The sequence below is a fragment of the Streptomyces sp. YPW6 genome (genome assembly GCF_018866325.1).
Taxonomy (GTDB): domain Bacteria; phylum Actinomycetota; class Actinomycetes; order Streptomycetales; family Streptomycetaceae; genus Streptomyces.
This window is the reverse complement of record NZ_CP076457.1, coordinates 844,918-868,164: the sequence shown is the minus strand read 5'-3', so window position 1 is coordinate 868,164 and position 23,247 is coordinate 844,918. Positions and strand designations below refer to the sequence as shown.

Here is a 23,247-nt window from a genome sequence, read left to right as displayed (position 1 = left end):
GTCGATCAGCGGGTCGTCCGGTTCAGGCGGTGACGTTGCGGTCCACGTACTCGAAGATGGAGCCGTCCGGGTGCAGGGCGATCAGATTGCGGCCCGCCGGGGTCGACAGCGGGCCCGCGACGATCCGAGCCCCGGCCCGGGTGAGCGCCGCGTTCGTCTCGTCGACATCCTTGACGGCGATGGTCGCCCCCACCTTCCGCAGCACCTCAAGCTCGGACTCGGGGCCGCTCATCAGCAGGAAGCAGCCGATGGCGGCGACCGACACCCCGCCGCGCTCGAAGCGCTGGGCCGGGGCGCCCATGAGCCCCTCGTAGAAGGCCACCGCGGCCTCCAGGTCGTCGACGCAGATACGCAGCGTGGTTCCGAGAATCTCCATGGGGACGAGGGTAATTGGCCCGCGCCACGGGTGTGATCGATTCGGGTCCGCTCCGCCCGCCCGGAACTCGGTTGCCGTGGTGCGGGCGTGGTGCGAGGGTCGCCCCATGGAACGACGTATGCCACCGGAGGTCACCGTCCGGCCCTACCGGCCGGAGGACTGGGACGCCATCGCCCGCATCCACGACATCGCGCGACTGGACGAACTGCGCGGCTCTGTAGGGGTGGAGGCCTTTCTGACGCTGGCCGAGACCTATGAGGAGGAGGGGCTCTTCGACGGCGGCCTCTGGGTGGCGGAGGCGGACGACGGCACGGGAGCCGGGCCGCGGGTGGCCGGGTTCGCCGCGTTCGCGGACGCCGAACTGACCTGGCTGTACGTCGATCCCGCCCGCTACCGCCAGGGAATCGGCCGGATCCTGCTCCGGCACGTGCTGACCGCCGACGCGTCCGCCCGGATCGAGTGCACCGTACTGGCCGGGAACGACAGCGCCCGCGCCCTCTACGAGAGCGAGGGGTTCGTGGTCGTCGAGACGAAGACCGGCAAGCTCGCCGGCAACGAACGGTTCGCGGCGACCGGGCACGTCATGGAGTGGCGCCGCCCCTGAGCCGTCCGCCGCCGGCGGCCCGCGTCAGACCCGGCAGAGCACCTCACCGTGCGGCACCAGGAACCAGCCGTCCTCGTCGGCGCCCCAGCCGCGCCAGGTGTCCGCGATGGCCGCCAGCTCCTCGGGGCTCGCGTGGCCGCCCCGTACCGCCAGCTCGGCATAGCCGGAATCCGTCGTACGGTCCGCCCACAGGCCGCTCCACCAGGCGCGGCTCTCCGGCGTGGCGAAACACCAGGCGGCCGCGGTCGGGGTGATGTCGGTGAACCCCGCCTGCCGCGCCCACGCGAGGAGGCGGCGGCCGGCGTCGGGCTCGCCGCCGTTCGCGCGGGCCACCCGACCGTACACGTCCTGCCACACGTCGAGACCGGGAGTCTGCGGATACCAGGTCATCGCCGCGTAGTCGCTGTCCCGGGCCGCGACCACGCCACCGGGCCGGCAGACCCGCCGCATCTCGCGCAGCGCCCGCACCGGGTCGCCCACGTGCTGGAGCACCTGGTGCGCGTGGACCACGTCGAAGGAGTCGTCGGGAAAGTCCAGTGCGTGGACGTCGGCCACGGCGAACTCGACGTTCTCCAGGCCCCGTTCGTCCGCCACCGCGGCGGCCCGGTCCAGGATGCCGGCGGCGGCGTCCACCGCGGTGACCCGGCCCGGCGCCACCCGTGCGGCCAGATCGGCGGTGATGGTCCCGGGCCCGCAGCCGACGTCCAGCACGGCCAGGCCGGGGCGCAGTTCGTCGAGGAGATAGGCCGCCGAGTTGGCGGCGGTCCGCCACCGGTGCGAGCGCAGGACGGACTCGTGGTGGCCGTGCGTGTACACGGCGGTGTCCTTCGGCATGGCGTGACGCCCTCTCCCTCTCCCGGAAGCCCCGCGCCGACGGGCGCGGCGACGGAGCCACCGTACGCCGCGATGTCGGATGGTGAGATAGGTGTCTTGCTATGCGGACGTGGGTTCGTGGCGGGCGCCGCGGTGGGTCAGACCGGCATGGGGCAGTAGACCGTCAGCGCCTCCGGCAGTTTGTCGATCATCAGCTCCGTTCCGGAGCGGGCCACCTCGCCGTCGTACGCGTACGGCGTCCCCGGCGCGAGTCCGCCGATCCGCACCCGGCGCCGCCGCACCGCGGCATGGGCGGGGGAGCGCGTGAGCGGTCCCGCCACCGCCGCCGCCAGCAGCCGCAGCGCCGGCCCGCGCCCGCCGTGGACGACCCGGACGTCGAGCAGCCCGTCGGCCAGGTTGTGGCGGCGGCCCGGGTTCGGGCCCACGCGCCGGAAGAGCCCGTTGCCGACGAAGACCAGCCACAACGGACGCCTGCGGCCCTGGAACTCGGCCTCCAGCGGCCGCTGGCCGCGCAGCACGTGCAACGCCGCGAGCACGCCCGCGGGCCAGCCGCCGATCCGCGGCGACCAGTGCTCCCGGGTACGGACCAGGTCCGGATAGACGCCCAGCGAGAAGGCGTTGAGGAAATAGCCGTCGGCGCCGTCCGCGCCCTTGGGGCCCGGCCGGAAGCGCCCGAGGTCCACCCGGATGGCATCGCCCGCCGTGAGGGCGACCGCGGTGTCGTGGACGGTCTCGATGCCCAGGTCGTAGGCGAAGTGGTTGAGGGTGCCGCCGGGGAAGACCGCGAGGGGCATCCCGTGCGTCGCGGCCACCGAGGCCGCCAGGTTCACCGTGCCGTCGCCCCCGCAGACGCCCAGGGCCCGGCCGCGGCTCGCCGCCTCGTCGAAGGCGGCCGGCAGATCGCCGGGAGCCACCTCCATGACGGTCGCCATCGGCAGCGCCTCCCGGACCAGCGAGGCGGTCGCGGTGGCCGTGCCCGACTCCTGGTTCACCACCACCACGAGATCCTTCCCGGCGGGCAGTGCCGGGGCCTCGCCGGGCGGCCGGCCGGGAGCGGGCAGCTGGCCCCGGGTGGGCACGACGCCGCGCAGGGCGAACGCGGCCCCTATGCCGAGTGCCGCGCCGGCGAGGACATCGCTCGGATAGTGCACCCCGGTGTAGACGCGGGAGGCCGCCACGGCCACCGCGACCGGGGCCACGACCGCACCCCAGCCCGTGGACTCCAGAGCCACCCCGGTGGCGAAGGCGGCCGCCGACGCGGCGTGTCCCGAGGGGAAGGAGGTGGTGACGGGCTGCCGCTTGAGCCGGCGCACTATCGGCACGGCGTCCAGTATCGGCCGGTCGCGGCGCACCGCGCCCTTCCCGACGGTGTTGATGGCCGCCGAGGCCACGGCGAGGGACGCCACTCCGCGCAGCGCGGCCCGGCGTGACCGCGCGCTGCTGCCGAGGACGGCGATCCCGGCCGCCGCCCCGAACCAGAGCAGCCCGTGGTTGGCGCTCCGGCTCAGCCGGGGCAGCAGCGGATCGGCACCCGGCCAGTGACGGTCCGCGACGCTCCGGAAGACGGCGAGATCGCGCCCCTGCAGCCAGCCGCGCATCCGGGCGACGGCCGGTACGGAGGAGGCGGTGGGTGAGGTTGTCGGTGTGGACATGGATCAGCGAATACCCCTCCGGGGCGTGCTGAACCAGCAGGCGCGCTGGGAGGCGCGCCACGCGCCGCCACCGGCCGCCCGACGGCCGACCCGGTGACGCCACCGACGCGGGCGCGCGATTGACCGGGCGGGCTGCCCGGAAGCTCCGTATAAAGAAGCCAGGGGCCGTCCGCCCGGTCCGGACGGCGGCACGGGGCGGGACGGCCGGGCGAGGACGCGAAGCGACGAGCGGCGGAGGAGGCCCGGATGCAGGGGACCGAGGACACGGGTCCGCCGGGGAGCCTGCCGGGCGGACCCGGCCACGCGGGGCGGGACCGGACCCGCCCGCCGGAGGACCGGGCCGCCCCGCCCAGGACGAGGGGCCCGCAGGCGGGCGCGCCCCGGCCGCGCGCACGAAGATCACGGCCCCGTCCGCTACGGGCCGCCCGCCCCCGACCCCGGGCTCCCGGTCCTTCCCGAACTGGCCGCCGTCCTCGCCGCCGCCTCCGCCCGGACCCGCCCGGAGCCCCGGCGGCGGGCCGGTCCTCCGCGAGGCGGCCCGGGGCTACTGGGACCGGCGCGGGCTGCACGGCACGGCGGGCGGTATCGCCGCGGCCCCCGGGGCCCAGCCGCTCCTCCTGGCCCTCGTCGGCGCACACGGCGGCGACGTCCTCATGCCGCGCCCCTGCCCCGCCGCCTGGATGCCGCAGGCCCGGCTGCTGGGCCGCCCCGCCTACCATGTGCCCACCCCGGCCGAATGCGGCGGCGTACCCGACCCTTACGCGCTGCTGGAGACCGTCCGCAGGGTCCGTGCGGAGGGCGGTCGGCCGAAGCTGCTGCTCCTGTCCGTCGTGGACGATCCCACCGCCACCATCGCCCCGCCCGAGCTGGTCCGCGAGGCCTGCGAGGCGGCCGTCGGCGAAGGGCTGCACATCGTCAGCGACGAGACGTGGCGCGACACCGTGCACCGCCCGCGCGACACCGTCCTGCTCAGTCCGGCCGAGATGTGCCCGGACGACGTGACGGTGATCGCCGACCTGTCCGGGGCCCTCGTTCCCGCGGCCTGGCCGGTCGCCGTCGCCCGCTTCCCCGACACCTCCCGCGCCGCCGTCCGCCACGCCCGCACCCTGGACATCCTCACCGCGCTCGGCGCCCTCGTCGCCGGTCCGGTCGCCCACGCCGCCGCCCACGCCCTGGGCGAGCCCGACTCCGTACGCGAGCGGATCCGGCGGGCCGCCGCGCTCCAGACCGGGGTCGCCGCTGCCGCGCACCGCGCGGTCCTCGGCTCCGGCGCACTGGCCCGCCCCCCGCAGGCCGGCCGCCACCTCTACGCCGACCTCGGCCCGCTCCGCTCCCGGCTGGCGGACCTGGGCGTCACGGACTCCATGGAGCTGGAGGAGTACCTCACCGACCGGCTCGGCGCACCGGCCCCGGGCGGACACCGCTTCGGGGACGAGCTCGGCGCGCTGCGCGTACGCCTGGGCACCGGTCCGCTGCTGGGGGCCACGCCGCAGCAGCAGACGGAGTCCCTCGCCGCCGCGAAGCCCTTGGAGCTCCCGCACGTGGCGCGGGCCCTGGAGGGATTCGCGGCGGTCTTCGCCGAACTGCGTTGAGTACGGCCGAGCTGCGTACGGGCTGTGCTGCGCCGGGACAGCGCTGCGCTGCGTACGGGCCGGGGCGCGGATGCGCCGCGGGGTACGCCTGCTGCGTACGGGCCGCGCCGGGCCGGGGCGCGTCGACGCTCGGTCCGGCCACCTGCACGGCCGCCGGGGACGGCTAGGAAGCCGCGGGACCGAACCGCGCCCGCAGCCTCCGCCACACCGCCGGCGCCCCGCTGATCAGCAGCGTCAGGGCGACCGCCGCGACCACCCCCTGCCACGGTTCCGGGAACAGCGAGCCGCCCAGGATCCCGATCAGCTGGTACGTCGCCGCCCAGGCCAGACACGCCGGAACGTCGCCCCGGGCGAACTGCCGGAGCGGCATCCGGCCCAGCAGGCACGCCAGCATCACCGGAATCCGGCCGGCCGGCACCAGGCGGGACAGCACCAGCACCGTCCCGCCGTGCTCGGCCAGCTTCTCCTGAGCCTGGGCCAGTCGCTCCGGCGCCGCCCGGCGGGTTATGGCCGCCAGCCACTTCGACCCGTTCTTCGACCGCACACCGCGCTGCCCCAGCCCGTACAGACAGATGTCCCCGAGGAACGCGGCGGCCGACGCCACCAGGAAGACGAAGAGCAGGGTGAGCGGTGACGTCTGGTGGAAGGCCACCACCGCCGCCGAACTGACCAGCGCGCCCGTCGGCACCACGGGCACCAGGGAACCCAGCGCCACCAGGGCGAACAGCGTCGGATAGCCGACGGCCTGCTGGGTCGACTCGGTGGGCAGCTCCCGCACCACCTGCTGGATCTCCTGGATCACCGGCCGGCCTCCGGTCTGACCCGCTCGCCGTGGCCCAGCAGATGCACGGTGACCTCCGGTGCCCGCCTCGCCGCGTGCCGGACGAACTCGTCCCCCGGTGCGTGGAACTCGTGCGGCCGCACCGCGTCCAGGCCGATCGGCCAGTACGTCCCGTAGTGCACCGGCACCGCCGCCCGGGGTGCGAGCCGGGTCAGCGCCTCGGCGGCACGGACCGGGTCCAGATGGCCGTGCCCCAGATAGGGCCCCCATCCGCCCACCGGCAGCAGCGCCACGTCCACCGGCCCCACCTCGTCGGCCATCGTGTCGAAGAGCCCGGTGTCCCCGGCGAAATACGTCCGGGCCTCTCCCTCGACGACGAAGCCGAGCGCGGGGGACCGGTGCGGCCCGACCGGCAGCCGCCGCCCGTCGTGCAGCGCGGGGACCGCGCGTACCCGCACCTCCCCGACCCGCACCGTGTCACCCGGCCGCACCTCGGTGACGTGCAGCTGCCGTGCCCGCCGCAGCAGCCGGAGACCCGGCACGGCCGCCACCGCGCCGCTCGGCACGATCAGCCGGCTGCCCGGAGCCAGCCGGGCCAGCGAGGGCAGATGCAGATGATCCGAGTGCAGATGGGAGACCAGCACCACCTCGGCGACCGCGGCCCGGGGCGGCGGTACGTCGCCCCGGCGGCGGCGCAGATGCGCGAAGCGCCGTACGAACAGGGGGTCGGTCAGCACCCGTACCCCCGAGTCCTCGATCGTGCAGGTGGCATGACCCCACCAGGTGACCTCCACCGGCACGCCCGCCTCCTCGCTCGATCCCCGTCCGGTTCCTGCCCGGTCCGGCCCGGTCCTCATCCTGCCCTCGTCCGGCCCCGTACGATCCCCGCGACCCGGTGCACGGCCCGCGCGGACCGTGACCGGGCGCGCTGCCGGTACGAGCCTATGCGCCCCCACGACCCGCGTGCCGGGCCCGGGGGTGTCGCCGAAGCCGCTGACCGGGAGCGACGCTGTGAAAAGCTGACAGACGGGCCCCGGACGCACCGGGCCCGGGGGCGGAGAGGGCGTGAGGTGGACCGGCGTGGATGACGGGAAGTGGCGTACGGCGGGCAGGGCCCTGATGCGCGTGATCGCGGTCTGGGCGGTGTCCACCCTCACCATGCTCGCGCTGGCCGGCGCCCTGCCCGACTTCCAGCTCCAGTCCGACGACGGCGACACGATCACCAGGACAGCGTTCACCGCGGCCTGGGGCGCGGGCGCCTTCGGCCTGCTCTCCGCCCTGGTGTGGCCCGTCCTCGTCCGGTCCCTGCTCGTCGTGCCCGCGCTGGTCCTCGGCGCGCTGGTCTTCTTCCTCAACGGAACGCTGCTGCTGATAGCGCTGCGCCTGATCCCGGACGGACGGGGTGACGCGGCGCCGGAGACCGCGGTCGTGGTCGCCGCCGTGATGTCCGCCGTCGCCTCCGCCACCTCCACCGCTCTCGCCGTCCGGGACGACGAGGCCTACCGCCGCCGGCTGTCCCGGCTCGCCTACCGGCGCCGCAGACGCGGCGGACCGTCCGGACCGGCCGAACCCGGCCGCGACGGCCCGCCCGGCACGGTCTTCCTCCAGTTCGACGGTGTGGGCCACGACGTGCTGGTCAAGGCGGCGGCCGACGGGCTCATGCCGACCGTCGCCGGGTGGCTCGCGGATTCCTCCGGACACCGCCTCACCCCCTGGCGTACCGACTGGTCCAGCCAGACCGGCGCCAGCCAGCTCGCCATCCTGCACGGCAGCAACCACGACGTGCCCGCGTTCCGCTGGTACGAGAAGGAGACCGGCACCGTCATGGTCTCCAGCCGCCCTGCGAGCGCCCTCGAAATGCAACGCCGGGCCATCCGGCGCACCCACGACGGAGGGCTCCTCGCCGTCGACGGGGCGAGCCGGGGCAATCTCTTCAGCGGCGGCGCCGGACAGCTCGCCCTGGTGCTCTCCATGGCCGCCCGGCGCGGCAAGGGCCGCCGTTCCCGCGCCGGATACTTCGCCTACTTCGCCGACCCGGCCAACGCCACCCGCACCGCCCTGTCCTTCGTCGCGGAGGTGCTCCGCGAGATCGGGCAGTCGACCCGGGCCCGCGCCCGGAAGGTCACCCCGCGGATCAAGCGCGGCGGTCTCTACCCCTTCATCCGCGCCTTCGCCACCGTCGTGGAGCGCGATGTCGTCGTCGCCGCCGTCCTGGGCGACATGTTCGCCGGGCGCACCGCCGTCTACGCCGACCTCGTCGCCTACGACGAGGTCGCCCACCACTCGGGGCCCCGCAGCCGCGACGCGGAGAAGGTCCTCGTACGCCTCGACCGCTCCCTCGCCCTGATCGCCAAGATCGCCGAACACACTCCGCGCGCCTACCGGATCGTGCTCCTGTCCGACCACGGACAGAGCCCCGGGGAGACCTTCGCGGGACAGTACGGGCTCACCCTCAAGGACCTGGTCCGGGCGGGCTGCGGGCTGCCCGTGCCCCGTCGTGCGCAGCGCACCCGCAGCGCATCCGAGGCCCGCGACGCGGTGCGGATCGCTCTCCACCGCCCCCTGGAGGGACAGCAGGACGAGCATCCGGCCAAGCTCTCCGACCCGATCGTGCTGGCCTCCGGCAACCTCGGGCTGATCTCCTTCCCCGACATCGAGGGCCGCGCCTCCCGCGAACAGATCGAGCGCCGCCACCCGGCGCTGCTCTCCACGCTCGCCAACCACCCGGGAATCGGCTTCCTCCTCGTCGGCGGGGAGGACGGCTCCGTGGTGCTCGGGGCCGGCGGCGCCCGGGTCCCGGTCGCCGAACTCACGGACGGCGAGGGCCCGCTCGCGGCCTTCGGTATCGGGGCGGCCGACGCCGTACGCCGTACGGACACCTTTCCGCACGTCGCCGACGTCATGGTCAACTCCATGTACGACCCCGCCACCGACACCGTGCACGCGTTCGAGGAGCAGATCGGCTCGCACGGCGGCCTCGGCGGCGAGCAGTCCCGGCCGTTCCTGCTCTGGCCGCGCGGCCTCACGGACCCCCTCGACATCGTGGCCGCCGAGACGGCGGAGGGCGCGCCGGCGCCGCCGGGCGGCGGTCTGGTGGGCGCCGAGGCGGTCCACCGGGTGCTCACCCGCTGGCTCCAGGAATCCTCGGGGCCCCAGGTCCCGGTGCGTGCGGAGGGCTTCGCCGGGGCCGACCTGGCGGACGAACCGTTCCCGGCGGACACTCCGGCCCTGGGGGAGAGTGCCGAGGCGCCGGGGGAGACCGACGGGCCGGCACAGGGCGCGGTGCCGACGGAGGTGCCCGGACCGGCACAGGCCGCGATGTCGCGGAAGACCGACGGGTCGCCACAGACCGTGGCGCCGAGGGAGAGCGACGGGCCGGCACAGGGCGCGGTGCCGACGGAGACTTCCGCGTCGCCGCAGGCCCCGGCTGCGACAGAGGCTCCCGGACCGACCCGGGCTCCTGTTCCGGGCGGGCCGGACCTGCCCTGACCGAGCGCTCGCGCCTCCCCGCCCGCCCCTCGCCGAGGCGCCCCGCGGCTCAGGCCGACTGCCGCCGTACCAGCGTCGGCGGGAAGAGCACGGAGGGCGAGGGGCCGCCGGGCTCGCCGATCTGCTTCAGCAGCAACCGGGCCATCTCCGCGGCCATCTCCTCCACCGGCTGGCGGACCGTGGTCAGCGGCGGGTCGCAGGCCGCGGCCGCGCTGCTGTCGTCGAAGCCGACCACCGCGACGTCGGACGGCACGTCGCGACCGGCCCGGAGCAGCACCGGAAGGGCGCCCAGGGCCATCAGGTCGGAGGCGATGAACACCCCGTCCAGATCCGGGCGGTCCGCCAGCAGCCGGCGCATCGCCGCCGCCCCGCCCAGATGGGTGAAGTCCCCCTCGGCGCAGGCCACGTCCTCGATTCCGTGGGCGGCGCAGGCCTCCAGGAAGCCGGTCAGCCGGACCTGTCCGGCGGGCATGTCCTGGGGACCGGTGATCGTGCCGATGCGCCGCCGCCCCTGCGCGGCCAGGTGATCGGCCGCCAGCCGCGCCCCGGCATGCTGGTCCACCTCCACATAGGCCAGCGGCGACGGCCTGTGCGGACGACCGGCGAGGACGGCGGGCATCCGGGTCTCCTGGAGCAGTCCCGGCAGCGGGTCGTCGGCGTGCGTGGTGATGAGCACGACCCCGTCGACATGGCCGTGCCGCAGATAGGAGAGCAACTGCCCGCGGGAGGCCTCGTCGTCGGCCAGCATCACGACCATCTGGATTCCCGCCGGGCGCAGCACCTCCAGCAGCCCGCTGACGACCCGGCCGAAGTACGGGTCGGAGAACATGCGGCCGACGAACGGCTCGGACATCGGCCGCCGTTCCCGCTCGGACACCACCAGCGCCACCGAGTCGGTCCGCCGGGTCACCAGCGAGCGCGCGGCCCGGTTGGGCACGTAGCCGGTGGTCGCCACCGCCTGCTCGACGACGGTCCGCAGGGCCGGGTCCACCGTGGTCGCCCCGTTGATGACCCGGGAGACCGTCGCCCGTGACACACCGGCCACGGCCGCCACGTCCTCCAAGGTCGCGGGGCGTACGGGCTGCGGCACTTCGGCTGTCATGCAGCCCTTTATACCCGCAGGCGGGCCCGCCTTGTTCGGCCGAGGGCCCGCTCCGCGCCCGGCCGTTGTCAGTGGTGGGCGGAAGAATGGTGGCCATGACGAACTCAGCCGCTGTCCTCGCCGATTCCGCCGCCTACGCCGCAGCGGTGGAGGAGGCATCCGTAGCCGCCGCCGCGTACTACGCCTCGGGCGAGAGCGCGTTGGACGACGACGCCTACGACCGACTGGCGCGGGGGATAGCCGCGTACGAGGCCGACCACCCGGAGGAGGTGCTCGCCGCCTCGCCGACCGGCAAGGTCGCGGGCGGGGCCGCCGTGGGCGACGTGCCGCACACGGTTCCCATGCTCTCGCTGGACAACGTGTTCTCGGCCGAGCAGTTCGCGACGTGGACCGCCTCGCTGGAGCGGCGCATCGGCAGACCGGTGACCGCGTGGAGCGTCGAGCCGAAGCTCGACGGCCTGGCGGTCGCCGCGCGCTATCGCGACGGCCGGTTCGAGCGGCTCATCACCCGGGGCGACGGCACGGCGGGCGAGGACGTCTCGCACGCCGCGGGTGCCGTCGTCGGCCTGCCGGAGCGACTGGCCGAACCGGTCACCATCGAGGTGCGCGGCGAGATCCTCATGACGCACGACCAGTTCGACCAGGGCAACGCGATCCGCACGGAACACGGCGGCGCCCCCTTCGCCAACCCGCGCAACGGGGCGGCCGGAACGCTGCGCGCCAAGGACCGCGCCTACCGGGTGGAGACGACCTTCTTCGCCTACGGGGCGCTGCCGCTGCCCGATTCCGGGGAGCTGGGCGAGACCCTCGCCGAACTGCCCCACAGCGAGCTCCTGTCGTACGTCGCCGACCTCGGAGTGCACACGGCCGCGGCCACCGACGCGGCGCCGGTCCTGGCCGCCACGGTCGAGGACGTCCAGGCGCGGGTGGACGCCATCGGTTCCCTGCGCGCCGAGCTGCCGTTCGGCATCGACGGGATCGTGATCAAGGCCGACCTGGCCGTCGATCAGCGCGAGGCGGGCTCCGGCACTCGCGCCCCCCGCTGGGCCATCGCCTACAAGCTGCCCGCCGTGGAGAAGATCACCCGCCTGCTGGCCGTCGAGTGGAACGTCGGGCGCACGGGCATCATCGCCCCGCGTGCCGTCCTGGAGCCGGTCGAGATCGACGGCTCCACCGTCGGTTACGCCACCCTGCACAATCCGGCCGACATCACCCGGCGCGACCTGCGCCTGGGCGACCAGGTCATGGTCTACAAGGCCGGCGACATCATCCCGCGCATCGAGGCTCCCGTCGTCCACCTGCGCACCGGCGACGAGACGCCCATCGACTTCCCCGAGAGCTGCCCGCAGTGCGGCTCCGGCATCGACACGAGCGAACAGCGCTGGCGCTGCACCCGGGGTCGCCATTGCCGCCTCGTCGCCTCCGTCTCGTACGCGGCGGGCCGTGACCAGCTCGACATCGAGGGGCTGGGCTCCACCCGGGTCGTCCAACTCGTCGACGCGGGTCTCGTCGCGGACTTCGCCGACCTGTTCACCCTGGAGCGCGAGCAGTTGCTCGCCCTCGACCGGATGGGCGAGACCTCCACGGACAATCTCCTGGCGGCCATCGAGACCGCCCGCACCCGCCCGCTCTCCCGGGTCTTCTGCGCCTTGGGCGTACGGGGCACGGGGCGCTCCATGTCACGCCGCATCGCCCGCCGTTTCGCCACGATGGACCGGATCGTCGCCGCCGACGTGGACACGCTCCAGAAAGTGGACGGCATCGGCAAGGAGAAGGCCGCGGCGGTGGTCGCCGAGCTGGTGGAGCTGGCACCGCTGATCGGCAAGCTCGTCGCGGCCGGAGTGACGATGACCGAGCCGGGCGCCACCCCGCCCCCGGAGCCCGGGGACGGGGAGGAAGCGGCGGTCGGCGCGGACGAGGAGGCCGCCGGCGCCGGCTCCGTACTGCCGCTGGCGGGGATGACCGTGGTGGTGACGGGCGCGATGTCCGGGGCGCTGGAGAAGCTGTCGCGCAACCAGATGAACGAGCTGATCGAGCGGGCGGGCGGCAAGTCGTCCTCCAGCGTCTCCCGTCGCACGAGCCTGCTGGTCGCCGGGGACAAGGCCGGCTCCAAGCGCACCAAGGCGGAGGACCTGGGCATCCGGATCGCGATGCCGGAGGAGTTCGCGGGGATGGTCGGCGCGTTCCTGGCGGTGGCGGAGGACGCCTGAGCGGCCGGCCGCGGCGCACGGCGTGTTGTGCGCCTGTGAATCAGCGAGGAAGTGGCGTTCCACCACCCCGTATTGCATAGTGAGTGCTCGGCCGGGCCTCACTATCAGTGGGCCGACGGGTGCGTGGGCGGCGGAGACGACCGGCCAGGGGTGAGGGACGATGCGTTCTGTGCACGACGGACAGCGACCCGGTCGCGCCGTCCCCCCGTGGTCCGGACCCGCCCGCAGCGCTCCGGACCCGAGCGCCACCGTCCTCGCCCCGCCCGGCCGTGCCCCTGCTCCGACCGTCCCGATCACTTCCGCAACCGGCGAGCGGCGAGGGCCGTTCCACCCGGGGGCGGGCCCATGGGGGAAGAGCCCCGGGCCGCTTCGTGACGGAAGCGGTGCCGGGGCGTTCGGGGCGGAAGGCGCCCGGAGTTCCCGAGCCCGGGAGAGTCCTCGGACGGAGCACCGGAGCCGGTCCCGGCACCGGATCGCAGCGAAGGCCGCCCCGGCCGCGCGGGGACTGGCCCTGGACCTCGGCAGCTCCCGTACCTGGGCCTGGGTGCCCGGCCGAGGGCTGCTCCCGGACCCGCTTCCCGGCTCCGGCCCGCACGGGGGCACCGAACGACCGGTCCGGCGCGGGCGCATCGTCGACCCCGACTCCTGCGGTCGGCTGCTCGGCCGGATCGCCGACGCGGCCCTGGGCCCCGACCGCAGCGACAGCGTGATCGTGCTCAGCCACCCCGTGCTCGCCGGCGCCGAACACCGCGCCGCCGCCCGCACCCTGCTCACCGGGCTGGGCACGACGCGCGTCCTGGTCCTGAGCAGTGCCCGGGCCGCCGCCGCGGACGCGGGGCCGAGCGAGACGGGCGGCCCCCTTCTCGTCGTCGACCTGGGAGCCGAACTGACCGAGGTCACGCTCCTCGTGGGCGGCCTGGTCTCCGACGCACGGCAGGCCGAGAGCGGGATCGACGACCTCGACGGTTTCGATCCGGCGGCGCTGCCCTCCGTTCTCGGCCGCACGGTGCTCGACATGATCACGTCCATGTGGCGGCACGACCGGCACGGTGCGATCCGGGGCGCCCTGCGCAAGGGCCCCGTGCTGGCGGGCGGCGGTGCGCTGCGCCCCGACGTCACCGACCACCTCGCCGACCGCCTCGGCACCCGGGTGCGCCTGGCCGACGACCCGGCGACCGCAGTGGTCCGCGGCGCCGGTCAGATCCTCAGCGCCGTGCTCCGCGACCGGCCGACGCCGCCCGGACGATCCGGCCGCCCGAGGTGACGCCGCACCGGCGACGGCCCCGGGCGCACCCGCACCGGGTGCGCTGGGTGCTGACCACGCTGCTGCTCGCCGTCCTCACCCTGGCCGGCGGCGCCGCGACGGCGAACGGGACGGCGCCCGCCGCCCTGGCTCCCCGGAGCCTCGCGTCCACCGCCACGGCCGCCGCCGCACCGCAGATCCACCGGACCGGACAGCGTGCCGGCCACGTCGGCGCGTCGGCGCCCCGGCCCCGCACCTGCCACGACGGGGCACGCGACTGCCGGCACCACCGCGCCGGGCACGGCACCGCGGACGACGTCGCCCGGCATCTCGGTGCGCCGGACGGGCACGAGCAGCCCAGGGCGGCGGCCGATCCGGCGCAGGCTCCCGGGCGGGCACCGGCCGGGCGTACCTGCTTCTCCACGCGCCACCGCCGCCGCACGACGCGCTGGCCCCTGCGCCGCCGGAGCCGGCCGAGCAGCGCGGCGGCGGCCGGCAGGTCGCCGCGGACTCCTTCGACGCGCCGGGCAGCCGCCGGGGCGGGCTGCCCGGTGTCCGGGGGCCTCCGGACGGGGCCACCGGTCCCACGACCGGTCATCCGCCGTCCCGTTCTGCCGTTCTGGCGTCGCGTCCTCGCTGAGGTGAGGGCGCCCGGCGCCCCACCGGAGGATTTCCATGACTCGCACCACCGCGGTGCGAGCGGTTCTGGCTGTCGCCGTGCTGCTCGTCTCCGTGTTCATCACCCTGACCCAGTCGCCCAGACTCGGCCTCGATCTCCAGGGCGGCACCCGCATCGTGCTCCAGGCCCGGGACACCGCCACCGTCGAGGCGGACCGGGAGACCACCGACCGCACCCTTGAGGTGCTGCGGCAGCGGATCGACTCGCTGGGCGTCTCCGAACCGACCCTGACCCGGTCCGGCGAGGACCGGATCATCGTCGAGCTGCCCGACGTACAAGATCCGCGCCAGGCCGCCGAGGTGATCGGCCGGACGGCCCAACTCACCTTCCACGCGGTCGAGGGGCCGGGGACCGGCGGACCGGAGGAGAAGGCCCCGGACGGCGAGACGCCGGAGGAGAAGACCCCGGGCGGGAAGACCCCGCAGGGAGCGACCTCGGACGGGAAGAGCCCGGCCCCCGGCTCCACCACCGACTCCACCGGCGAACCCGCCCCGGCCCCCGGCTCCAGCACCGAACCCGCCCCCGACTCCGACCCTCTGACGCTCCCCGACGAGCAGGGCCGTCTCCTCGATCTCGGCGAACCCCGCCTGTCCGGCGCGGGCGTCGAGGACGCGAGCGCCGCGTTCGACGCTCAGGGGGGAGCGGGCTGGACCGTGTCGCTGGAGTTCCGCAAGGGCGCCGGGCAGGACTGGAGGAAGCTGACCGGCGAGGCCGCCTGCCACCCCGCCGGGGACGACCGGCGGAGGGTCGCCATCGTCCTCGACGAGAAGGTCATCTCCTCGCCGCAGGTCGACCCCTCGGTCGGCTGCCGGGCCGGACTGCCGTCCGGGGCCACCCAGATCACCGGGTCGTTCAGCGCGGACGAGGCGCGTGACCTGGCGTTGCTCATCAAGGGCGGAGCACTGCCTGTGCCCGTCGAGATCGTCGAGCAGCGGACCGTCGGCCCGACGCTCGGTGCGGCGGCCATCGACGCGAGCGCGCAGGCCGCCCTCATCGGAGCCGCCGCCACCGCGCTCTTCATCATCGTCGTCTACCGCCTCTTCGGCGCACTGGCCACCCTGGCACTGGGCGCGTACGGAGTGATCTCGTACGCCGCGCTCGTCGCTCTCGGCGTCACCCTGACCCTTCCCGGGCTCGCCGGGTTCGTCCTCGCGATCGGGATGGCGGTCGACGCGAACGTCCTGGTCTTCGAACGGGCCAGGGAGGAGTGCGCCGACCGGCCGGACCGCTCCCTGCGCTCCGCGCTGACCACCGGGTTCAAGAAGGCGTGGAGCGCGGTCGCCGACTCCAACGCGACCACGCTGATCGCGGCGGGGCTGCTCTTCTTCCTGGGCTCGGGCCCGGTCAAGGGCTTCGGCGTCACGCTCGCCATCGGGGTCGTCGCCTCGATGTTCTCCGCCCTGGTCATCGCCCGTGTGCTCACCGAGATCGCGGCGAACTCCCGCTTCGTCGGCGACCACCGGGGCGTCAACGGCATCGCGCGGCCCGGTGCCGTACGCACGTGGCTGGTCCGCAAGGACCCGCAGCTCTTCCGCAAGCCGGTGCGGTGGCTCGTCGTGTCGGCGACGCTGGTCGTCGTCGCGGTGGCCGGGATCGTGGTGCGCGGCGTCGACCTGGGCGTCGAGTTCACCGGGGGACGGCTGGTCGAGTACTCCACCAGCCGCCCGGTCGACGTCGAGACGGCCCGGGACAGCCTCGCCGCCGCCGGGTTCGGGGACGCCGAGGTCACCACGGCGGGCGACGGCGACCTGTCCGTCCGCACGGGAAAGCTCGACAACGACGGCGAGTACGCCCTGCGCTCCGCGCTCGCCGAGGAGGGCGGCGAGACGACGAAGCTGCGCGACGAACTGATCGGCCCGAGCCTCGGCGACGAACTGCGCCGCAACGCGCTGATCGCCCTGGGGGTCGCGGTGGCCGTGCAACTGGCCTACCTGGCGGTCCGGTTCCGCTGGACGTTCGCGGTGGCGTCCGTCGCGGCGATGGCCCACGACGTGGTCCTGGTGGTGGGCGCCTTCGCCTGGCTGGGGCGGCCGGTCGACGGCATCTTCCTGGCGGCCCTGCTCACCGTGATCGGCTACTCGGTCAACGACTCGGTGGTGGTCTTCGACCGGGTACGGGAACTGTGGGGGGCCAACCGGCGTACCCCGCTCGACACCATCGCCCGCCGCGCCGTCCTCCAGACCGTTCCCCGCACGGTGAACACCGGCATGGGAGCCCTGTTCATCCTGGCGGCCCTCGCGGTGCTGGGCGGGGCTTCGCTGGCCGACTTCGCGCTCGCCCTGCTCATCGGCATCGTCGTCGGCACCTGGTCCTCGATGTTCACCGCCCTGCCCGGGGCCCTCGCCCTGGAGCGCGGAGCGAAGGCCCCGCCGCCCGCTCCGGGGAAGGGGAAGGGCACGTCGCGCGGGAAAGCCCACGCGACACGCCGTGACCCGCTCGACAACGGAGCCCGCGTCTGACGGGAGCGGGAGGGGCCGGGTCAGGACGGGACGTGGGCGTGCAGATAGGCGGCGGTCTCCCGGTCCGCCGGGAGGAACGTCTCGATGGCCAGCTCGGCCACCGTCACGTCCATCGGCGTGTTGAACGTCGCGATCGACGACACGAACGACAGGACCCGGCCCCCGTGTTCGAGCAGCATCGGCAGCGCGAACGCGGCACCGGCCTCCTGCCGTCCCGCGCCTCCCGTCCCCCGGGCGGCGCGGGACGGGCCGTCGGTCCGGGCGGGGGCCGGGTACGCGGCGACCTCGTCGTACAGCTCGCGCAGGGCCGGTGAGCGTACGAGGGCGATCTGACGGTTCATCTGGGCCAGCAGGTCCGCCCGCCACTCGGGGAGGTTCACGATGCGCGGGGCGAGCCCCTCCGGGTGGAGGGTGAGCCGTATGGCGTTCAGCGGCGGGGTCAGCAGCCTCTCCGGTACGCCTTCCAGCAGCAGTGCGACCCCGCGGTTGGCCGCCACCACCCCGTAGGTGCCGTCCACCACGAGGGCCGGGTAGGGCTCGTACGCCGCGAGCAGCCTCTCCAGGCTCTCGCGCAGCGAGGCCAGCGCGGGGTCGTCGAGGGACGTCTGCGGGAAGCGCGGCGCGTAACCGGCGATCACGAGGAGGGCGTTGCGTTCCCGGACCGGGATGTCCAGGTGTTCGGCCAGCCGCAGCACCATGTCCTCGCTGGGGCGGGAGCGGCCCGTCTCGATGAACGAGATGTGGCGGGCCGAGGAGTCCGCGCGCAGGGCCAGCTCCAACTGGCTGATGCGCCGCTGCTCCCGCCAGTCCCGCAGCAGCGGCCCTACTCCCGTGTCGGGCAAGACAGTCGTCATGCCCAGACCGTAACGTCACCGGCGGGCCGGTCGCGGCGCCGGTACGGACAGCCCGGCCCGACGTGACGCGTACGCCGATCCACCGAGACCCACAGGAGCCGTTGCATGAGCGCCGAACCGCTGTCGCCGTCCGAGACCGAAAGCCGGCTGGAGAGCCTGCCCGGCTGGACACGGGAAGGCGACCGGATCACCCGGACCTTCCGGCTGCCCTCCCACTTCGCCGCCGCCGCTCTGACGGTTCACATCGCGCGGATCCAGGACGAGCTGAACCACCATTCCGATCTGACGCTCGGCTACAACACGGTGGCCCTCGCCGTCCACACGCACTCCGCGGGCGGCGCGATCACCGAGAAGGACCTGACGCTCGCCGCCCGGGTGGCGGCCGTCGCACCGGCGCACGGAGCCGAATAGGCCGGTGTGCCCCCTGCGCCTGCCGTCCGAGTCGGACAGGGGGCCTGCGCCTGCCGTCCGAGCCGGACAGGGGGGTGGGGCCTGCGCCTGCCGTCCCAGCCGGACAGGAGGGTGGGCCCCTGCGCCGGTCGTCCCAGCCGGACAGAGCGGTGGGCCCTGCGTCCGTCGGCCCGGGGTGATCCACCCGTCCCGCTCAGGCCACCGTGCCGAACCGCGGGTGCGCGCCGAGCCACCGGGCGTAGCTCGGGCTGCGAGACACCGCCTCCGTGTACGCCTCGCGGGTCGCCCCCGCCACCGTCCCCGCCGCCGCGTCGGCGGCGGGGGAGTGCGGGTGCCAGCCCACCAGGTGACGCCAGCTGAGCGGGGCCCCGGCCAGCGGTCTGGTCACCAGGCCCGGCGTCGGCGGGAACGTCGCCCGGCACAGCCCGATCGCCCGTCCCACCTGCACCAGGTGGACGACGGACGAGGTGTCCGTCTCGTACACCGACACCGGGGTGAAGCCCGACCGCGCGCAGGCCGCCGTGAAGCAGTCCGCGAAACAGCCGTCGCCGGGCACGTCCGCCCAGCACTCGTCCGCGAGCGCCGCCAGGTCCAGTTCCGCTTCGGCGGCCAGGGGGTGGTCCTCCGGAAGCATCACGAAGACCGGGTCCACCCCGACGACCTCCCAGACCAGCCGGTCCGCCATCGGCGGGGCGCTCTCACCGCACGTCCCGATCAGCGCGAAGTCGAGCCGCCCGTCGATCACCAGCGAGGCGATCTCGTCCACCGACCACGAGGTGTACGTCGACACCGCGGACGCCGGGTGCGCGGCGGCCATCCGGTCCACCAGACCGCCGAGCAGCGGACCGTGCGTGCCGCCCAGCCGGAACCGGTCCGGCGCCCCCCGGGCATTGGCGAACCGCACCGCCTCGGCCTGCAGTTCACTGACGGCGGGCAGCACCACCCGGGCCCGCTCCAGCACCAGTTCGCCGAGCGGCGTGGCCCGGGCTCCGGTGTGGTCACGATCGAAGAGGGCGCCGCCGAGGGCCTTCTCGATCCGCCGCAGTTGAGCGCTGAGAGCGGGCTGGGCAAGCCCCAGTGCGGCGGCGGCCTTGGTGAGGCTCCCTGTGTCGGCTATCGCACGGACCGTTCGCAGATGGCGCAACTCCAGCTCCATAAGGGCAAGTTATGGCCCCAGGAGCCCCCCGGCAATATGTGCGCTCCGCCTACCGTTCGGTCGGTGTACACGGGCCGTACGCCCCGGGCGGGACCGGCCGGGGGCGGCGTTCCGGTTCAGCGGTGCCAGGCCCCGTTCCGAGCGGCCTCGCTCGCGAAGCCGGAGAAGTCCTTCGGCTCCCGCCCCAGCACCCGCTTCACCTCGTCCGTCGGCGCCGCGTTGTGACCGTCCAGCAGCGTGGCGAACAACTCGGCCAGGAATCCGGCCTCCGGCCCCGGCACCCCGAATTCCTCCAGCAGCGAGGCATACGCGGGACCGGTCACCGGCACGTACCGCACCGGCCGGCCCGCCGCCCGGCCGAGCACCCCGGCCGCCTCCTCGAAGGTCAGGGACCGTGGCCCCGTGAGCTCGTACACCGCACCCGCGTGCCCGTCCCCGGTCAGCGCGGCCACCACCACGTCGGCCAGGTCGTCGAGATCCAGGAAGGGTTCCGCCGTCGTGCCCGCGGGAAAGACCAGCTCACCGCCGATCACCCCGTCCAGCAGCGCCCCCTCGCTGAAGTTCTGCGCGAAGAACGCCGACCGGACGACCGTGACCTCCACCGCCCCCGCGGCCCCGCGCAGCGCCTCCTCGGCGAGGGCAGCCTGCGGCTCGCCGCGCCCCGACAGCAGCACCACCCTGCGTACCCCGCTCGCCGCGGCGGTCCGCCCGAAGACGGCCATCGCCTCCGCCGCCCCGGGTACCGCCAGGTCCGGGTAGTACGCGACATAGGCGGCCTCCGTGCCGCGCAGCGCCGCCTCCCACCCCGTGTCGTCCTGCCAGTCGAACGGGACCTCGCCGGTACGTGAACCCGAGCGGACCGGCACGCCGAGGGCCGCCAGCCGCTCCACCACCCGGCGGCCGGTCTTCCCCGTGCCGCTCGTCACCAGAACCGTGCCCGTCATCCGGCCCGCACCCCGTCCGTCGGCACTGCCGTTCCCGTTCCCGTCGGTGTCGGTGTCGGTGTCGGTGTCGGTGTAGGCACCGGTGCTGTCAAGGGTGCGGTTGCTGTCGTCTCGTCGTGTGTACGCGTTCTGAGTCATGGCTCCAGCCTCCCGGGCCCGCGCCCGCCGCGACATGCTCGAAAGACTCACGCACCTACGTCTGCGTCCACCCGTCCACACGATCGACCGACCGCCCGTGCCGCTGCCCGTCCACGCCACCGCCCGTGCACCCCCGCGCCCGTCTACGCTGTCGGGCCATGGACCCTCTCGCCGGACTTCTGGACGGACCCCGGGCCCGGGGCGCGTTCCTGCTCCGTATGGTGATGGAGCCGCCCTGGGCGGTACGGATCGAGGACCGGGCGCCGGTCTGCCTCATGGCGGTCCGGCGCGGGGAGGCCTGCGTCGTCCCGTCCGACGGAGGCGAACCCGTCCGGCTCGGGCCCGGGGACGTCGCGGTGGTCCGCGGCCCCGATCCGTACACCGTCGCCGACACACCCGGGACGACACCTCACGCACGCGTCGGACCCGGCGGCGTCTGCACCACGCTGCACGGCCGTCCGCTCGCGCAGGACATGGTGCTGAACGTACGGACCTGGGGGAACGCGGCCGACGGCTCCACGGCCGTCCTCGTCGGCACCTACCTGCTGGACGGCGAGATCAGCCGCCGCCTGCTGGACGCCCTGCCCCCGCTCCTCACCGTGCCCGTCGACGCGCGTACCCTGCCGCTGCTGGACCTCCTCGACACGGAGATCGCCCAGGACGAGCCGGGCCAGCGGGTCGTCCTGGACCGGCTGCTGGACCTGCTGCTCATCGCGGTGCTCCGCGCCTGGTTCGCCCGGCCCGGGGCCGACGCTCCCGCCTGGTACCGCGCACTGGGCGACCCGGTCGTGGGTACGGCGCTGCGACTGCTCCAGGACGACCCGGCCCACCCCTGGACCGTGGCGTCCCTCGCCGCCCGCGCCGGGGTGTCCCGTGCCGGTCTGGCCCGCCGGTTCACCGAACTGGTCGGGGAGCCGCCGATGGCGTACCTCACCGGCCGGCGGCTCGCCGTCGCGGCCGACCTGCTGCGCGAGAGCGATGCCACGGTGGAGACCGTGGCCCGGAGGGTCGGCTACGGCACCCCCTTCGCCTTCAGCGCCGCGTTCAAGCGCGTCAGGGGTCTCAGCCCGCAGGAGTACCGCGTCCGTCCGCCGGAAGACTCTCCCGATTTGCCGGACCGGCAAGGAACCTTGCCGAGCGGCCGGCCCGTGAGGAAGCTGACCTCATGAGCAGCCACGCCGGTCACGGCCACCACGACACGCACGCCGCCGACATCGACTGGGACGTCATGGGTCCCCTGCTGGAGCAGGAAGCCGAACTCAACGCCACGCAGTACGAGGAGGCCGCCCGCTGGATCGCCGCCCTGCCCACCGCGCCCGAGGTCCGTCGGGTCCTCGACGTCGGCAGCGGCCCCGGCGTCGTCTCCTGCCTGCTGGCCGAGGTCTTCCCGCAGGCCGAGGTGGTGGCCGTGGACGGCACGCCCGCGCTCCTGGAACGCGCGAGGAACCGAGCGCGACGCCTCGGGGTGACCGACCGCTTCCGGACGCTGGAGGCCGAACTCCCCGCGGATGTGGACCGGCTGGGCGAGGCCGACCTGATCTGGGCGGGCAACTCCCTGCACCACCTGGGCGACCAGCGCGCCGCGCTGGCGGGCTTCGCCGGGCTGCTGCGGCCCGGCGGCACGGTCGCGCTCGTCGAGGGAGGTCTGCCCACCCGGCGTCTGCCCCGTGACATCGGTCTCGGCCGGCCCGGTCTGGAGGCCCGGATGGGCGCGGCCGCCGCCACCCGCTTCGAGCACATGCGGTCCGAACTCCCCGGCGCGAAGCGGGAGACCGAGGACTGGGCCGCGCTCTTCACCGCGGTCGGCCTCGTCCCGCAGGGCACCCGCAGCTTCCTCCTCGACCTGCCCGCCCCCGTGTCCCGCCCGGTCCGCGAGCACGTCGTCGCGAGCATCACCCGCGAGCGAGAGGTGCTCGGCGATCTGCTGACCGCCGAGGACAGCGCCGTCCTGGACCGGCTGCTGGACCCCGACGACCCCGAGGGCCTGCACCACCGCCCCGACGTCCACCTGCTCGCCGCCCGCACGGTGCATCTGGGCCGCCGCGGCTGAGCGGACGACATCGGCCCGGAGCCCTTCCCGCGCCTGGCCACCGGCGGCGGGGGGAATACCTCACCGGCCCCCGGGGGACCGGCTCCCCGGGGGACCGACCCCGGGGGCCGGCCTCGGAGGTCCTGCCGCACGGGCTCCCGGGGCCTGCCTCATCCGCTTCCGGGGGGCCGGCTCCCGGAAGCCCGTGGCACGGGCTCCAACTGCCACCACTGGAAGGGGGAGTCGGTGTCCTCCCACTGCTGAACCGTGCCCCCTGCCTCGGTGGAACCGTCCGCGACCTCCATGACCAGCCCGCTGATGAAGCTCACCAGCGTCACTGTCCCGGGTGTCTGCGGGTGCTGCTCGATCAGCCACTCCTGGGCGCCGAAGTTGTTGGCCTTCCACTGCTGGATCCGAGTGCCGTTGGACGTGTCGGCGTTCGCCACGTCCAACCGCTTCCCGCTGTGCTCGTTGACCAGGTGGAAGAGGGCCGCGCCCTCGTGCACCGGGGAGAGCTGCCACACCTGGGCCGCCGTCCCGTCGTCCTCGCCCTGCTGGACCCGGGCCCCGCTGCCCTTCGCCGCGCCGTACACCTCCAGCACCAGCTTGCTGCCGACGTTGCGCAGGCGGTACGGCCCCGCCTCGACGACCGGAGCGAGTTCGCCGCTCATGTTCCCCGTCTTCCCGATGTCGT

Annotated in this window: 18 protein-coding genes and 1 pseudogene; 9 read left to right on the top strand and 10 right to left on the bottom strand. The window is 74.7% G+C overall.

What is annotated here, in order from left to right:
* Positions 1-22: 22 nt before the first annotated feature.
* A complete protein-coding gene (locus KME66_RS03855; RefSeq protein ID WP_073226952.1) occupies positions 23-376 on the bottom strand; it encodes a VOC family protein in 354 nt (117 codons plus the stop codon).
* A gap of 106 nt (positions 377-482) precedes the next feature.
* Between KME66_RS03855 and KME66_RS03850 the strand changes: the two genes are divergently transcribed.
* Positions 483-980 carry a GNAT family N-acetyltransferase gene (locus KME66_RS03850; RefSeq protein ID WP_236726490.1) on the top strand — a complete coding sequence of 166 codons (498 nt, stop codon included), beginning with the start codon at positions 483-485 and terminating at the stop codon, positions 978-980.
* Between the two features lie 24 nt (positions 981-1,004).
* Here the strand turns inward: KME66_RS03850 and KME66_RS03845 are convergent, their stop codons facing one another.
* Positions 1,005-1,814, bottom strand: coding sequence for a methyltransferase domain-containing protein (locus KME66_RS03845; protein ID WP_073226891.1), 810 nt, complete (start codon positions 1,812-1,814; stop codon positions 1,005-1,007).
* Positions 1,815-1,951: 137 nt separating this feature from the next.
* The gene (locus tag KME66_RS03840) at positions 1,952-3,466 is read right to left on the bottom strand and encodes a bifunctional phosphatase PAP2/diacylglycerol kinase family protein (RefSeq protein ID WP_216318926.1); all 1,515 of its coding nucleotides are present in this window, start codon (positions 3,464-3,466) and stop codon (positions 1,952-1,954) included.
* A gap of 394 nt (positions 3,467-3,860) precedes the next feature.
* Here KME66_RS03840 and KME66_RS03835 point away from each other — a divergent pair.
* Positions 3,861-5,058 (top strand): annotated as a pseudogene (locus tag KME66_RS03835) (aminotransferase class I/II-fold pyridoxal phosphate-dependent enzyme); the annotation flags it as partial.
* A 163-nt stretch (positions 5,059-5,221) separates the two neighbouring features.
* Here KME66_RS03835 and KME66_RS03830 read toward each other — a convergent pair.
* Positions 5,222-5,860: a DedA family protein gene (locus KME66_RS03830; protein ID WP_216318924.1), complete on the bottom strand. Its 639-nt coding sequence runs from the start codon at positions 5,858-5,860 to the stop codon at positions 5,222-5,224.
* Entirely contained in the window at positions 5,857-6,633 is a 777-nt protein-coding gene (locus tag KME66_RS03825) for an MBL fold metallo-hydrolase (protein WP_253208563.1), read from the bottom strand. Before KME66_RS03825 ends, KME66_RS03830 begins: the two co-directional genes overlap by 4 nt.
* Before the next feature lie 286 nt (positions 6,634-6,919).
* On the opposite strand from KME66_RS03825, the gene KME66_RS03820 reads away from it, so the two are divergent.
* Complete coding sequence (locus tag KME66_RS03820) at positions 6,920-9,328, top strand: phage holin family protein (protein WP_253208227.1); 2,409 nt, start codon at positions 6,920-6,922, stop codon at positions 9,326-9,328.
* A gap of 49 nt (positions 9,329-9,377) precedes the next feature.
* Here the strand turns inward: KME66_RS03820 and KME66_RS03815 are convergent, their stop codons facing one another.
* A complete protein-coding gene (locus KME66_RS03815) occupies positions 9,378-10,430 on the bottom strand; it encodes a LacI family DNA-binding transcriptional regulator (protein WP_073226879.1) in 1,053 nt (350 codons plus the stop codon).
* A gap of 86 nt (positions 10,431-10,516) precedes the next feature.
* On the opposite strand from KME66_RS03815, the gene ligA reads away from it, so the two are divergent.
* From ligA to secD, 3 genes are all read left to right on the top strand, one after another.
* Positions 10,517-12,640: an NAD-dependent DNA ligase LigA gene (gene ligA / locus KME66_RS03810; RefSeq protein WP_216318919.1), complete on the top strand. Its 2,124-nt coding sequence runs from the start codon at positions 10,517-10,519 to the stop codon at positions 12,638-12,640.
* Positions 12,641-13,184: 544 nt separating this feature from the next.
* Complete coding sequence (locus KME66_RS03805) at positions 13,185-13,904, top strand: rod shape-determining protein (protein ID WP_216318916.1); 720 nt, start codon at positions 13,185-13,187, stop codon at positions 13,902-13,904.
* Between the two features lie 654 nt (positions 13,905-14,558).
* Entirely contained in the window at positions 14,559-17,021 is a 2,463-nt protein-coding gene (secD, locus tag KME66_RS03800) for a protein translocase subunit SecD (protein ID WP_216318913.1), read from the top strand.
* A 20-nt stretch (positions 17,022-17,041) separates the two neighbouring features.
* Here secD and KME66_RS03795 read toward each other — a convergent pair whose 3' ends face one another.
* Complete coding sequence (locus KME66_RS03795) at positions 17,042-17,875, bottom strand: helix-turn-helix domain-containing protein (RefSeq protein WP_216318910.1); 834 nt, start codon at positions 17,873-17,875, stop codon at positions 17,042-17,044.
* Between the two features lie 105 nt (positions 17,876-17,980).
* Between KME66_RS03795 and KME66_RS03790 the strand changes: the two genes are divergently transcribed.
* Complete coding sequence (locus tag KME66_RS03790; RefSeq protein ID WP_216318907.1) at positions 17,981-18,286, top strand: 4a-hydroxytetrahydrobiopterin dehydratase; 306 nt, start codon at positions 17,981-17,983, stop codon at positions 18,284-18,286.
* Positions 18,287-18,479: 193 nt separating this feature from the next.
* On the opposite strand, the gene KME66_RS03785 is transcribed toward KME66_RS03790, so the two are convergent.
* Together KME66_RS03785 and KME66_RS03780 are read right to left on the bottom strand one after the other, a co-directional pair.
* On the bottom strand, positions 18,480-19,442 hold the full coding sequence (locus tag KME66_RS03785) for a LysR family transcriptional regulator (protein ID WP_216318905.1): 963 nt from the start codon (positions 19,440-19,442) through the stop codon (positions 18,480-18,482).
* Positions 19,443-19,558: 116 nt separating this feature from the next.
* Positions 19,559-20,524 carry an NmrA family transcriptional regulator gene (locus KME66_RS03780; RefSeq protein WP_216318902.1) on the bottom strand — a complete coding sequence of 322 codons (966 nt, stop codon included), beginning with the start codon at positions 20,522-20,524 and terminating at the stop codon, positions 19,559-19,561.
* Positions 20,525-20,682: 158 nt separating this feature from the next.
* On the opposite strand from KME66_RS03780, the gene KME66_RS03775 reads away from it, so the two are divergent.
* Together KME66_RS03775 and KME66_RS03770 are read left to right on the top strand one after the other, a co-directional pair.
* On the top strand, positions 20,683-21,693 hold the full coding sequence (locus KME66_RS03775; protein ID WP_216318898.1) for an AraC family transcriptional regulator: 1,011 nt from the start codon (positions 20,683-20,685) through the stop codon (positions 21,691-21,693).
* Positions 21,690-22,574: a trans-aconitate 2-methyltransferase gene (locus KME66_RS03770; RefSeq protein ID WP_073226853.1), complete on the top strand. Its 885-nt coding sequence runs from the start codon at positions 21,690-21,692 to the stop codon at positions 22,572-22,574. Before KME66_RS03775 ends, KME66_RS03770 begins: the two co-directional genes overlap by 4 nt.
* A gap of 149 nt (positions 22,575-22,723) precedes the next feature.
* On the opposite strand, the gene KME66_RS03765 is transcribed toward KME66_RS03770, so the two are convergent.
* The gene (locus KME66_RS03765) at positions 22,724-23,224 is read right to left on the bottom strand and encodes an RICIN domain-containing protein (protein ID WP_073226850.1); all 501 of its coding nucleotides are present in this window, start codon (positions 23,222-23,224) and stop codon (positions 22,724-22,726) included.
* Positions 23,225-23,247 lie beyond the last annotated feature (23 nt).